Source organism: Streptococcus mitis (assembly GCF_047463435.1).
GTDB lineage: Bacteria > Bacillota > Bacilli > Lactobacillales > Streptococcaceae > Streptococcus > Streptococcus mitis_DS.
This window is the reverse complement of sequence record NZ_JASHDW010000001.1, coordinates 64,936-79,467: the sequence shown is the minus strand read 5'-3', so window position 1 is coordinate 79,467 and position 14,532 is coordinate 64,936. Positions and strand designations below refer to the sequence as shown.

Below are 14,532 nucleotides of genomic sequence, written 5' to 3'. Positions count from 1 at the left end.
GAATAGGAGGTTCCTTGTGTCAAAAAAGGAAATCAATATTAATAATTATAATGATGATGCCATTCAGGTGCTAGAAGGGTTGGATGCAGTCCGAAAACGTCCAGGGATGTATATCGGATCGACCGATGGAGCTGGTCTCCACCACCTAGTCTGGGAAATCGTCGATAATGCTGTCGATGAGGCCTTGTCTGGATTTGGTGACCGTATTGATGTCACCATTAATAAAGATGGGAGCTTGACTGTGCAAGACCATGGTCGTGGGATGCCGACTGGAATGCACGCTATGGGAATTCCAACAGTTGAGGTTATCTTTACCATTCTTCACGCCGGAGGAAAATTTGGTCAAGGAGGCTACAAGACATCAGGTGGTCTCCACGGGGTTGGCTCTTCCGTTGTAAACGCCTTATCAAGCTGGTTGGAAGTTGAAATTACTCGTGATGGTGCAGTTTACAAGCAACGTTTTGAAAATGGTGGCAAACCTGTTACGACTTTGAAGAAAATCGGTACAGCGCCTAAGTCTAAGACAGGTACCAAGGTTACGTTTATGCCTGATGCGACTATCTTTTCTACGACAGATTTCAAGTACAATACCATTTCAGAGCGCCTCAATGAATCAGCTTTTCTCTTAAAAAATGTGACCTTGTCTTTGACAGATAAGCGAACAGATGAAGCAATTGAGTTCCACTATGAGAATGGGGTACAAGACTTTGTTTCTTATCTGAACGAAGACAAGGAAACCTTGACGCCAGTCCTTTACTTTGAAGGGGAAGACAATGGTTTCCAAGTGGAAGTAGCTCTCCAGTACAATGATGGATTTTCAGATAACATTCTGTCCTTTGTCAATAACGTTCGTACCAAGGACGGCGGAACGCATGAGACAGGACTCAAATCTGCTATCACTAAGGTCATGAATGACTATGCGCGTAAGACGGGGCTTCTCAAGGAAAAAGATAAAAACCTTGAAGGTTCAGACTATCGTGAGGGACTAGCAGCCGTTCTTTCTATCTTGGTTCCTGAAGAACATCTCCAGTTTGAAGGACAGACCAAAGACAAACTAGGAAGTCCACTAGCTCGCCCAGTTGTGGATGGTATTGTGGCGGATAAGTTGACTTTCTTCCTCATGGAAAATGGAGAATTGGCATCTAATCTTATTCGCAAGGCTATAAAGGCCCGTGACGCTCGAGAGGCGGCTCGCAAAGCGCGTGATGAGAGCCGGAATGGTAAGAAAAATAAAAAAGACAAGGGCTTATTGTCTGGAAAATTGACCCCAGCCCAATCTAAGAATCCTGCTAAGAATGAACTCTATCTGGTTGAGGGGGACTCTGCCGGTGGCTCTGCCAAACAAGGCCGTGACCGTAAATTTCAGGCTATCCTACCTCTTCGTGGTAAGGTTATCAATACAGCCAAGGCCAAGATGGCGGATATCCTCAAAAATGAAGAAATCAACACTATGATTTATACCATTGGTGCGGGTGTTGGAGCAGATTTTTCTATTGAGGATGCCAACTATGACAAGATTATTATTATGACCGATGCGGATACTGACGGTGCTCATATCCAGACCTTGCTCTTGACATTTTTTTACCGTTACATGCGTCCGCTAGTCGAGGCAGGACATGTCTATATCGCCCTTCCACCTCTTTACAAGATGTCCAAAGGAAAAGGCAAGAAAGAAGAAGTGGCTTATGCTTGGACGGATGGTGAGCTAGAAGAACTCCGCAAGCAGTTTGGTAAAGGTGCTACCCTTCAACGATATAAAGGTCTCGGTGAGATGAATGCGGACCAACTCTGGGAGACAACCATGAATCCAGAAACTCGAACTCTCATTCGTGTCACGATTGAAGACTTAGCACGCGCAGAACGTCGTGTCAATGTCCTCATGGGAGATAAAGTAGAACCACGTCGTAAGTGGATCGAAGACAATGTCAAGTTTACGCTGGAAGAGAGTGGTGCGTTTTGAACGATGCAAAATAAACAAATTATGATAAATGAATTGAAAGAAATAGCTATGAGATATAGAAAAGCTATTGAAAAAGCAATTCAGACAAAAGAGATTATTGATTATAACCTAGTGAATTTTCCTAAGGGATGTTGCAATTTTGTAAGTGACTACCTTCAGAGGTTTTTATATGAACAAGGAATTGAATCATTATATGTTTCTGGAGAATATGGTTCTGGATGGGAAGGGGATTCTCATGCTTGGTTAGTTGCCTATGAAGATATAATTGTTGATATTACCGGAGATCAGTATCAAGATAATGAAGGAGAACTCTTTTATGATATTTCGGTGTATGTTGGCGAAGAGGATGAGTTTCATAAATTATTTAAATATAATGCCCCTCCGATTTCATATCCTGAGCAAGAAATAAATAATTCTCGTAGCAGTCATTTAAAAGAAAAAAATAACAAAAATTACAATATAATTTTGAAATACATTCAAAATTAGAGTTTTGCACTGTGAAAAGGGGAATTATTATGAAAGAATCAGATGTTCTGACTAGGATTGGATTGAAAGATAAAGACGAATTGGTCTATTTATTAGAAAATAGTGGATTAAATGAGAGATTGTCTAGATTGGCTTCTATTGATAGAGAACCACATTCTATTAGGTTAGAATTTTGTGAATCGGGATGTTACTTTAAAATAGTAAAAAATGATGTGAGCGATATATCGAGTGTTAAAGGAGAAAAATTTAAATTCTTTAGAAGAGGCTGGTCTTGCGTACTCAAATCACAAAAAAATAAAAATGTTTCTAAGCTAAGCTCTCCTAATATATTAAAAGGGCAGTATAATCCTAAGAAGTTAGATGGACAATATTTTTTTCACTCGGGGCATATTCTAGGTAAACAATTTTATAGTTTTATTTCTTATTATTCATGCAATGATAAATATAGTAGTGCCAAAGATATTATAAATAGCAAAGAGAAGAACATATTTCTACAATTTAGTGTTGCGAATAAAGAATCTAGTTCGTTCGTCAATAGAAGAAGTCAGGCTTATTATGAAAATTTAGTCACTGACTATTTTAATGCTGATATTGAAGAAATTTTTTATGAAGTAAAAGCTGTTTTTTATAGCAAAGACTCTAAATACCCTATTGGAACAGAAATATTTTTAAAACCCATTATCCGCAAGAGAATTCCTTCTTTGGAAAATGATTTGGAGGAAATTCATGTCTTTATACCAAATTTTGATGTAGATTTTAATTTGTCTAAATTACCTTCAGATTACGAGGGATATGTTAGCTATCGTAAATTTTATCTTGAAGGATACAAAGAAGTTTATAAAGATTGTTTTGAAAATATCTTTAAAGATAATTCAGATATAGTAAAAAACGATGAGGGAGAAAGAATATTTTACCTCGTACTGGGTCAAGAAAAAAATGCTATTTTTAGTCATATAGGAAGAGCTCAAAAATTTCTGGGTGTAGATACAAACGCCTTAGATATTGAACAATTACCAGATGATATTTCAAAAGATGAAATATTTATGTTTTCAGAAAGTCAGCAACAAGTAATTTTTGATTATTTGAAAAATCAAAAATTAATCAATCGCTCAAGGAATAAGAATTATTTCTATCCTGTTGTTAGACGTTCGGAATACAAAGGAATTTATTTTTCTGACCAAGAAATAAGAGAAAAAAGGATACAATTTGAAAAGGGGGCAAAAACTTTAGAAGATGCTCTAAAACTTATTTAGATTTTCATTTTGTCGAAATCACTATAATATAAACTAACCTATCATTTGAATTTCTGACAAGCTTACTAGGGATAAAATGAAGTCGCCAGTTTTTCTGACGGAGTGCTTTAGAGCAAATTCTGTTTGGCAGAAAATCCGGCGAGTGTTTTTTGAGTAAAAGACGAACGTTTATTTTTCTTGCGAGCAGTTTTAAAGCAAAAAAACTTTTCAGAAAATCAGGAAGGTAAAAAAGGAATTAAAGTTAAAATAAAAAAATTTAGGAGATTATAGATTGGAGGAATAGAAGATGATTATCAGACCTGCAAGCAGAAAAGATTGTCAAGCTATTTATAGCTTTTATCAAAGTGAAAAATGGCTTTCTTTTACAGAGGAAAAAGTGAGATCTCTATTTTCAACAAATCTGTCTCATTACTTGGTGCTTGAAGAGGACCAGAAAATCCTTGGCTTTGCCCGTTATCTGACGGATGAAGTGCTGACGACCTTTTTAGCTGAAATAATTATTGATAAATCCCACCGCAGAAAAGGACTGGGACAGCAGCTGATTGAGGAGATCCACAAAAAATATCCTTTGACACGGATTGAATTAATATCTGAAGCAGATGGATTTTATCGGGCAATAAGTTTTAAGCCTGTTGGCACAGGATTTAGAAAATCTGAATGAAAGGAGACAGCCAATGACTCTTGACAACAAACTGGGTCTGACAGATTCGCTTGAACTAGCCAAGATGGTTATGCGACGGAGGCTGCCCAAGCCTGTCTAGACTTTGTTTTTCAGCAAGCTAGCTTGTCATAAGTTTACTCTTTTACATCCTTACTCAATCAACTTTCGCAAAAAGTCATGCAAAAACTGAGCATGGAATTTGTCAAAGAATTTGAGAATGAAAAAGTTCCAGCAGACAGTCCGCTTTATAGATATGTCCTCTACAGAATCAAGAGTTTCCACTAAAAAGGCAGGTATTCCCATGAGAACTGAAACAGAAATGATGAATCTGATTTTACAAATGGCTGAAAGTTTAAAAGTCGATGCTGTTGCTTTATCGGGTTCTAGAACAAATGATCATGCTCCGAAAGATGAATTTCAAGACTATGATGTTGTTTATCTTGTTGATAATCTTGAAAACCTAATTTCAGACTTGTCTTGGCTAGATCTGTTTGGGAAACGCATTATTGATCAAGAGGTTGCTCTTGACAATCGCCGTCTATTTCTTATGCTCTTTGAAGATGGTAATCGTATTGATTTGACTCTCTGCCCCAAAGACCACATCCAAGAGTGGGTGGATAGCGAGGCAGGATTCACTGTTTTGGAAGATTCAGAACATTTATTTGAACCCTATTCCCCAAATCTAGAGCGTTTCTGGACAAGCCCAGCTACTGAAACGGATTTTGAAACAGCCTGTAATGAATTTTGGTGGGTTTCTGCCTATGTAGTGAAGGGCATTTGTCGTAAACAGCTCATCTATGCGACCGACCATCTCTACGGTATTTGTCAGCAAGAACTCTTGAAGATATTGGCTTGGCAGGTCGCAAGTGATAAGGGGACTGTCGACATCGGCAAGAACTACAAGTACCTCTTTAACTATTTGCCTGCTGAGAAAGAGCATGAATTCTCAAGTCTACTTGATTTCTCAAATAGTGACAAAATCACTCAGTCTTTGTTTGATACGATGCAACTTTTTCATCAAGAAGCTCAAACCCTTGCTCATAAGATGGGCTTTGACTACAGGAAGGACGTGGCTGAGAAGATGATTCAGTATGCTGAGGAGAGAGTGAAGAAGTTTGGGAATAACTAGAAAAATGAAAAAGTGAGAGGAGAAGACTCATGATTGAAAAAGTGGAACGTCTCATTACAGAGATTAATCGTATTCATCTAGAATATTCTAAAGATTATTTTGAAACGGGTAAGGTGGAAAAAATCAATCTCAAGCATACCTTTTCAAAAGTTCCGACGAAAGCGATTTTGTCCTACCGTCTGAATTTACATGAGTCAATTAATGACTATCTGATGAAAGCGGATGTCCAAGATATTGCCTATGTTTATCGTGTCAAAACTTCTGAGTCTATTTTAGATAAAATTACACGTTTTTCAGAGCGTCAAGAGGGCTATCCTGTGAATTCCATTCTTAATGATATTTTTGGTGCTCGTATGATTTTAAGTTCCAAAGAGATAGCTCAAGTTATGGAAAAATTAGATGATTGGCAAGAGATGTACGGACTAAAAAACTGGTATTTACGTGATAAAGATGGCTATGTAGGTATTCATATCTATTTTAAAAATAAAAGTAATTTTTATTACCCATGGGAACTTCAACTTTGGGATAAGAAAGATGTAGATAGCAATATCGCGAGTCACATCAAGTATAAACGAGGATTTGTGGAGTAGACATTTCAAGTGGAAATGACGATACAGGAATTGGATGAAACTCACTTACTCTATGTTTTTTCTTTTTTCATAATATTTACTCTCCATTCTTCGAAAGGAGTTAAACACGCCCTAAATGCTGTGTGAAGTTCCTTATTAACTGAAGCAACAAATTTTAAACACATTAAACTACAGAAAGGCTAGTTTGGTTACTGAATGTAACTGAACACGGGACTAATCCTTTCTACATCCTTTTATCATTACACACACTCTACATTCTTTGAAAGGAGTTGAACACGCCCTAAATGATGCGTGAAAAAGATAAATTCTCTGGTGAGCTTGCTTACTTCAAGAATTTTCTATTTTCACTTGATATTTTAGGGGCTCTGTATCCTATATGAGTAACATTCAAAACATGTCCCTGGAGGACATCATGGGAGAGCGCTTTGGTCGCTACTCCAAGTACATTATTCAAGACCGGGCTTTGCCAGATATTCGTGATGGCCTGAAGCCGGTTCAGCGCCGTATTCTTTATTCGATGAATAAGGATGGCAATACCTTTGACAAGAGCTACCGTAAGTCTGCTAAGTCAGTCGGGAACATCATGGGGAATTTCCACCCACACGGTGACAGTTCTATCTATGATGCCATGGTTCGTATGTCTCAGGATTGGAAAAATCGTGAGATTTTAGTTGAAATGCACGGTAATAACGGTTCTATGGACGGTGATCCACCTGCGGCCATGCGTTATACCGAGGCACGTTTGTCTGAAATTGCTGGCTACCTTCTTCAAGATATCGAGAAAAAGACCGTTCCTTTTGCTTGGAACTTTGACGATACAGAGAAAGAGCCGACTGTTTTACCAGCAGCCTTTCCAAACCTTTTGGTTAATGGTTCGACTGGTATTTCGGCTGGTTATGCGACAGATATTCCACCTCATAATTTAGCTGAGGTCATCGATGCGGTGGTTTACATGATTGACCACCCAACAGCCAAGGTGGATAAACTCATGGAATTCTTGCCTGGACCAGACTTTCCGACTGGAGGGATTATCCAGGGTCGTGATGAAATCAAGAAGGCCTATGAAACTGGAAAAGGGCGCGTGGTTGTTCGTTCTAAGACTGAAATTGAAAAGCTAAAAGGTGGTAAGGAACAAATTGTTATTACTGAGATTCCTTATGAAATCAACAAGGCCAATCTGGTTAAGAAAATCGATGATGTTCGTGTCAATAACAAGGTAGCTGGGATTGCTGAGGTTCGTGATGAGTCTGACCGTGATGGTCTTCGTATTGCTATTGAGCTAAAAAAAGATGCCAATACAGAGCTTGTCCTCAACTATCTCTTTAAGTACACAGATCTGCAAATCAACTATAACTTTAACATGGTGGCAATTGACAATTTCACGCCTCGTCAGGTTGGGATTGTTCCAATCCTGTCTAGCTACATTGCCCACCGTCGTGAAGTGATTTTGGCGCGTTCACGCTTTGACAAGGAAAAGGCTGAGAAACGTCTCCATATCGTTGAAGGTTTGATTCGTGTGATTTCGATTTTGGACGAAGTCATTGCGCTTATCCGTGCTTCTGAGAATAAGGCTGACGCCAAGGAAAATCTCAAGGTCAGTTATGATTTTACTGAAGAGCAGGCTGAGGCTATCGTAACCTTGCAACTGTACCGTTTGACCAATACCGATGTGGTTGTCTTGCAGGAAGAAGAAGCAGAACTTCGTGAAAAGATTGCCATGCTTGCGGCTATTATCGGTGATGAGCGGACTATGTACAATCTCATGAAGAAAGAACTTCGTGAGGTTAAGAAGAAATTTGCCACTCCTCGTTTGAGTTCTTTAGAAGACACTGCGAAAGCAATTGAGATTGATACAGCTAGTCTGATCGCCGAGGAAGATACCTATGTCAGCGTTACCAAGGCAGGTTATATCAAGCGTACCAGCCCACGTTCCTTTGCCGCTTCAACCCTGGAAGAAATTGGCAAGCGTGATGATGACCGTTTGATCTTTGTACAAGCTGCTAAGACAACACAGCATCTTTTGATGTTCACAAGTCTTGGAAATGTCATTTATCGACCAATCCATGAATTGGCAGATATTCGCTGGAAGGATATTGGAGAGCATCTGAGCCAAACCATCACAAACTTTGAAACTAACGAAGAAATCCTTTATGTGGAAGTCGTGGATCAGTTTGATGATGCGACAACCTATTTTGCTGCAACTCGTCTTGGTCAAATTAAGCGTGTAGAACGCAAAGAATTCACTCCATGGCGGACCTACAAGTCTAAGTCTGTCAAGTATGCTAAGCTCAAAGACGAGACAGACCAGATTGTAGCAGTGGCTCCGATTAAACTAGATGATGTTCTTTTGATTAGCCAAAATGGTTATGCCCTTCGTTTCAATATCGAAGAGGTACCAGTTGTCGGTGCTAAGGCTGCAGGTGTCAAAGCTATGAACCTGAAAGCAGATGATGTCCTCCAATCCGCCTTTATCTGTAACACCTCATCCTTCTACCTCTTGACCCAACGTGGAAGTTTGAAACGTGTTTCTATTGCCGAAATTCCGGCAACCAGCCGTGCCAAACGTGGCTTACAAGTCTTGCGTGAGTTGAAAAACAAACCGCATCGTGTCTTCTTGGCAGGAGCGGTTGCAGAACAAGGCTTTATTGGTGATCTCTTCAGTACAGAAGTGGAAGAGAACGACCAAACTCTGCTTGTTCAATCCAACAAAGGAACAATCTATGAAAACCGATTGCAAGACTTGAACCTGTCAGAACGAATTAGCAACGGAAGCTTCATATCAGATACCATTTCAGATGAAGAAGTTTTTGATGCCTATCTTCAGGAAACTTATACAGAATTTGAATCTAAAAAATGATAAAAACAATGAAAAGCTTTTCATTGAGAAATTTGTTAAGTTATAGATTTAAGAATTGAATTTGATTATATATACAAAAACGAACAGTGCTGATTCCCAACTGATAGAGACTGAAGCCTGTTCGTTTTCTTGTTTTTAGTGGTATAGACCGCTTTGTATTTAGATGTGAAATTATTAACATATGAACAACTATACAAATTGAGCTAATAAAAAATAATATTTTTTAAGAAAACGCTTGCATCTATAATATTTTTTATGTTATACTCTTATTGTTTCAAGAAAGCGCGTTCAAGAAATAATTCGTTTAAATATATATAGGAGTTTTGTATGTCTCGAAACAAACAAGATAAAGGATTTCGTTTTTCTATTCGTAAACGTAGCGTTGGAGTATGTGGTGTTGCCATTGCAACATTTTTGCTAGGTTCTGGCCTTGTATTTCAAACAAATGTAGTAAAAGCAACAGAACCAAGCGTTGCTGCAGTTGCTGGTGAAAATATTGCTGCTCATAAGTCTGCAAGTCAGAGTTCGACTGCTTATGAAGGGGAGGCTTCTAGAGCAGTTGACGGTAATCGTGATAATGCCTGGAACAATCGTTCAGTTACTCATACAGATTTTCAAGATCATTCTTGGTGGAAAGTTGATCTAGTAAAAGAAGAAGGTGTGGGAACTGTTCGTATTTACAATCGTGGAGATGGAGTTGTAGCTAATCGTTTATCTAATTTTGATGTTATTTTATTAGATAAAGATGGTAAGGAAGTAACTCGTCAACATGTCGATAGCTTAAACAATCAACCAACAGTTGATGTTCAATTCTCAGGAGTTAATGCACGGTATGTAAAAATTGAATTAAATAAATCTAAAACTCCTCTTAGTTTGGCAGAAGTTGAAGTATATCGTGCTGTAAAAGAAGAAAAAGTAGTAACAGATAAGAAAACAGAAAACCAAGTTAAAACAGAAAGTAAAGATAAAAAAGATTATACTGCAGAGCTAAATAACTATTTATTTGGTTTAAATTACGATAAACTAAATATTTTAACTAGAAAAGGCGAAGCATTAGAAAATTACACTAATACAAGCACAAAACAACAAGGAAATGAATTTGTGGTTGTCGAAAAAGTGAAGAAAAACCTTTCTAATGGTTCTGCAGATGTTGCCATTAATGGTAACGGAGATATTTTCCTAGGTGCTTTGTTTAAAGCAAATCAAGACCTTCTAGAAAATAAACCACAACAAATTAGTTTAGATCGTAGCAAAGGTAGAATTAGTGTTGATTTACCAGGAATGGTAGGCGGAGATAGCTATGTAGATGCTAACCCAACTGCAAGTGGTATGCAGGAAGGTGTGAATACCTTGTTAAACCGTTGGCATGAAAAATATGCTGCGAAAAATCCTGCTCCAGCACGTATGCAGTACGAATCAACTTCTGCTTACAGCATGAATCAATTGAAAGCAAAATTCGGAAGTGATTTTGAAAAAGTTGGTGTTAATTTGAAAATTGATTTTGAGGCTGTGAACAAGGGTGAAAAACAAATCGAAGTTGTTGATTTTAAACAAATTTACTATACTGCTAACTTTGATGCTCCAAAAAATCCATCAGATGTATTTGCTTCAGGAGTAACGGTTGATCAATTGAAAGCACGTGGAATTGATGAAAAAACACCTCCTGTATACGTTTCAAGCGTTTCATACGGACGTCAAATGTATGTCAAATTTGAAACAACAAGCAAGAGTACAGAGTTGAAAGCGGCAATCAATGCTGTCATCAAAGGAGTGCCTATTAAACCAGAATCTGAATGGGCACGTGTCTTGAAGAACACAACTGTAACAGTTTCAATCGTAGGTGGAAATGCTGATGGCGCTGCACGTGTTGTGACAGGTACAGTAGAAGATTTGAAGAAATTGATTCAAGAAGGAGCTACTTTCAGTACACAAAATCCTGCTGTTCCAATTTCTTATAAGACTGCATTCTTGAAAGATAATCAAGTAGCCACAATTCAAAGCAATACAGACTACATTGAAACTAAAGTGACTTCATATAAAAATGGTTACCTCAATTTACATCATAAGGGAGCTTACATTGCTCGCTACTATGTTTACTGGGATGAAGTAACTTATGATAAGGATGGAGTTGAAAGCATTCGCTCACGTCAATGGGAAGATAATGGTAAAAACAGAACAGCAGGCTTCCAAACTGAACTTCAATTTAAAGGAAATGTTCGTAATATCAGAGTAAAAATCCAAGAAAAAACAGGCCTTGTTTGGGAACCATGGCGTACAGTTTACAATCGTACAGACCTTCCTCTTGTTCAAAAACGTACCATTATTAATTCAGGTACAACACTAAGACCAAAATACGATGAAAAAGTTGAAAATAACTAATTTTTCACTTGTAAAAGGAATCAGTTCTAAGAGCTGGTTCTTTTTATTGAAGAAATTTTCTGAAAATTACAAAATATGCTTGCTATTTTAGAAAAATAGTGTAGAATATAAGAAATAGGTTTTTAGAATAAGGAGTGGAATATGACAGTAACGATTGATTGGGAAAACCTTGGCTTTTCCTATATGAAATTACCTTATCGCTATATTGCTCATTTTAAAAATGGACAATGGAATCAAGGAGAGCTTACAGAGGATGCAACTTTGCATATTTCAGAGTCTTCTCCAAGTCTTCACTATGGACAACAAGCATTTGAAGGTTTGAAAGCTTATCGTACGAAGGATGGCAGTGTTCAACTGTTCCGTCCTGATGAAAATGCCAAACGCTTGCAACGTACCTGTGACCGTCTCTTGATGCCACAAGTTCCAACAGAAATGTTTGTAGAAGCTTGTAAAACAGTTGTCCGTGCCAATGAAGAATACGTACCACCATATGGAACAGGTGGAACTCTATATCTTCGTCCTCTTTTGATTGGTGTCGGAGATATTATTGGGGTAAAACCAGCAGAAGAGTACATTTTCACCATCTTTGCTATGCCAGTTGGAAATTACTTTAAGGGTGGTTTGGTTCCAACTAACTTCTTGATTCAGGATGAATACGACCGTGCAGCACCAAATGGTACAGGTGCGGCTAAGGTTGGTGGGAACTATGCTGCCAGTCTCTTGCCAGGGAAATTGGCCAAGTCACGCCACTTCTCAGATGTTATCTATCTAGACCCATCAACTCATACAAAGATTGAAGAAGTCGGTTCAGCTAACTTCTTTGGAATTACAGCTGACAATGAGTTTGTAACACCATTGAGTCCATCTATCTTGCCATCTATTACTAAGTATTCTTTGCTTTATTTGGCAGAACATCGTTTGGGCTTAACTCCTATTGAGGGGGATGTTCCAATTGAAAATCTTGATCGTTTTGTAGAGGCGGGTGCTTGTGGTACAGCAGCGGTTATTTCTCCAATTGGTGGAATTCAACACGGTGATGATTTCCATGTATTCTATAGTGAAACAGAAGTAGGCCCTGTGACTCGTAAATTATATGATGAATTGACTGGTATTCAGTTCGGCGATATTGAAGCGCCAGAAGGTTGGATTGTAAAAGTAGATTAAAATAAACTAAAGGAGATTTTTTATGAAATCGAAAAAGTGGCTCTTAACAGCAGGAGTAGTCCTGAGCACAACAGCTCTTTTAGTAGCTTGTGGAAAAGCTGATAAAGAAGCAGATGCACCGACAACGTTCTCATATGTCTATGCAGTAGATCCTGCATCTTTGGACTATAGTATAGCGACTCGTACTTCTACAACAGATGTCATCGGGAACGTGGTTGATGGTTTGATGGAAAACGACCAATACGGAAATGTTATTCCTTCCCTGGCTGAAGATTGGTCTGTCTCAAAAGATGGTTTGACTTATACCTATAAACTACGTAAAGGGGTTAAATGGTACACATCAGAAGGTGAAGAATACGCCGAAGTAACAGCCCATGACTTTGTAACAGGACTAAAACACGTGGCCGACGGTAAGTCAGACGGTGTCTCTCTGATTCAAAATTCAATCAAGGGCTTGGATGCCTACATGACTGGTGAAACGAATGATTTCTCTACAGTTGGTGTCAAAGCTTTGGACGATTACACAGTTGAATATACCCTAAACAAACCTGAAAGCTTCTGGAACTCTAAAGTCACAACAGCAACGATGTTGCCTGTAAATGAAGAGTTTTTGAAGGCATCAGGTAAAGATTATGGAGCAGTTACTCCAGCAGGGATTCTCTACAACGGTCCTTATATCTTGAAGACCCTAACTTCTAAATCGTTGATTGAATACGAGAAAAATCCAAATTATTGGGATAAAGAAAAGGTAAAAATCGAGAAGATTAAATTGACTTACTACGATGGTTCTGATCAGGAATCCTTGATCCGTAGTTTCTCTTCTGGTGCCTATACGACAGCTCGTCTCTTCCCAAGTAGCTCAAACTTTGCTTCAACATTGGAACAATACGGAGATAAAATCACTTATAGCCCACAGGATTCAAGTAGCTATTACTTCACCTTTAACGTAAATCGTCAGTCATATAATAAAACTGCGAAAACAAGTGAAGAGCAAAAGACTTCTACAAAAGAAGCTATGCTGAATAAGGACTTCCGTCAGGCTATAAACTTTGCCTTCAACCGCCATTCTTATGCTGCACAGCTAAATGGTGAAGACGGTGCAGACAAGATTATTCGTAACAGTCTAGTTCCAGATAACTTTGTGCAAGCAGGTGGTAAGAACTTTGGTCAAATCGCTCAAGCAGAGTTGGTGAACTACGGTGACCAATGGAAAGGTGTTGAGCTAGTTGACGGTAAGGATTCTATCTACAACCCTGACAAGGCTAAAGCAGCCTTTGAAAAAGCTAAGAAAGACTTGGAATCTAAAGGGGTAACTTTCCCAATTCATTTGGATGTCCCAGTTGAACAAACAGATACCATCGCCGTTCAACAAAGCAACTCTTTCAAACAGTCTATTGAATCAACTCTTGGTGCTGAAAATGTTGTCATCGACGTTCTTCAAATGACAGATAATGAAAAGGAAACAATCACTTCACAAGCGCGTGTTCCTTCTCAAAAAGATTATGATTTGAACAGTACAGGATGGGCTCCAAGCTATCAAGACCCAGCATCTTACTTGAATATCATGGATCCTAAATCAGGTTCTGCTATGAAACACCTTGGTATTACTAAAGGGAAAGATAAGGATGTTGTAGCTAAACTTGGTTTGGACCAATATAAGAAATTATTGGATGATGCAGATTCAGAAACTACAAATCTTGAAGAACGCTATGAAAAATATGCCAAGGCTCAAGCTTGGTTGACAGATAGTTCATTATTGATGCCAACAGCCTCATCTGGTGGTTCTCCAGTTGTAAGTAATGTCGTGCCATTCTCAAAACCATACTCACAAGTTGGTATTAAGGGTGACCCATATATCTTTAAAGGAATGAAATTGCAAAAAGATATTGTTACAACAAAAGAATATGAAGAAGCACTGAAAAAATGGCAAAAAGAAAAATTGGAATCAAATGGTAAGTACCAAAAAGAACTAGAAAAACATATTAAATAAAGCAGAAAACTTTATATCAGACAAGCCTGGTATAGAGTTTTTTCTTGCTAGTTTTAGGATTTT

The 14,532-nt window shown here is 38.3% G+C and carries 10 protein-coding genes and 1 pseudogene; all 11 read left to right on the top strand.

Annotation, left to right across the window (positions count from 1 at the left end):
* Positions 1–16 precede the first annotated feature (16 nt).
* The 11 genes and pseudogenes from parE (at position 17) to QM843_RS00355 (ending at position 14,469) form a co-directional block, all read left to right on the top strand.
* On the top strand, positions 17–1,960 hold the full coding sequence (gene parE, locus QM843_RS00405; RefSeq protein WP_000037280.1) for a DNA topoisomerase IV subunit B: 1,944 nt from the start codon (positions 17–19) through the stop codon (positions 1,958–1,960).
* A 3-nt stretch (positions 1,961–1,963) separates the two neighbouring features.
* Positions 1,964–2,446, top strand: a complete 483-nt coding sequence (locus QM843_RS00400) for a hypothetical protein (RefSeq protein ID WP_261031450.1) — start codon at positions 1,964–1,966, stop codon at positions 2,444–2,446.
* Between the two features lie 29 nt (positions 2,447–2,475).
* Complete coding sequence (locus tag QM843_RS00395; RefSeq protein ID WP_261031448.1) at positions 2,476–3,699, top strand: hypothetical protein; 1,224 nt, start codon at positions 2,476–2,478, stop codon at positions 3,697–3,699.
* A 286-nt stretch (positions 3,700–3,985) separates the two neighbouring features.
* Positions 3,986–4,360 (top strand): GNAT family N-acetyltransferase, encoded by a 375-nt coding sequence (locus tag QM843_RS00390; protein WP_261031447.1) that lies wholly within the window; start codon positions 3,986–3,988, stop codon positions 4,358–4,360.
* A gap of 66 nt (positions 4,361–4,426) precedes the next feature.
* Positions 4,427–4,645 (top strand): annotated as a pseudogene (locus QM843_RS00385) (GNAT family N-acetyltransferase); the annotation flags it as partial.
* A 16-nt stretch (positions 4,646–4,661) separates the two neighbouring features.
* A complete protein-coding gene (locus QM843_RS00380) occupies positions 4,662–5,489 on the top strand; it encodes an aminoglycoside 6-adenylyltransferase (RefSeq protein ID WP_414304321.1) in 828 nt (275 codons plus the stop codon).
* Between the two features lie 29 nt (positions 5,490–5,518).
* Positions 5,519–6,079: a nucleotidyltransferase family protein gene (locus QM843_RS00375; protein ID WP_414304258.1), complete on the top strand. Its 561-nt coding sequence runs from the start codon at positions 5,519–5,521 to the stop codon at positions 6,077–6,079.
* A 376-nt stretch (positions 6,080–6,455) separates the two neighbouring features.
* The gene (gene parC / locus QM843_RS00370) at positions 6,456–8,936 is read left to right on the top strand and encodes a DNA topoisomerase IV subunit A (protein WP_414304257.1); all 2,481 of its coding nucleotides are present in this window, start codon (positions 6,456–6,458) and stop codon (positions 8,934–8,936) included.
* Positions 8,937–9,263: 327 nt separating this feature from the next.
* Positions 9,264–11,315: a thiol-activated cytolysin family protein gene (locus QM843_RS00365; RefSeq protein ID WP_414304256.1), complete on the top strand. Its 2,052-nt coding sequence runs from the start codon at positions 9,264–9,266 to the stop codon at positions 11,313–11,315.
* Between the two features lie 141 nt (positions 11,316–11,456).
* Positions 11,457–12,479 carry a branched-chain amino acid aminotransferase gene (locus QM843_RS00360; RefSeq protein WP_000219007.1) on the top strand — a complete coding sequence of 341 codons (1,023 nt, stop codon included), beginning with the start codon at positions 11,457–11,459 and terminating at the stop codon, positions 12,477–12,479.
* Between the two features lie 22 nt (positions 12,480–12,501).
* Complete coding sequence (locus QM843_RS00355; protein WP_000837408.1) at positions 12,502–14,469, top strand: peptide ABC transporter substrate-binding protein; 1,968 nt, start codon at positions 12,502–12,504, stop codon at positions 14,467–14,469.
* Positions 14,470–14,532: the final 63 nt, after the last annotated feature.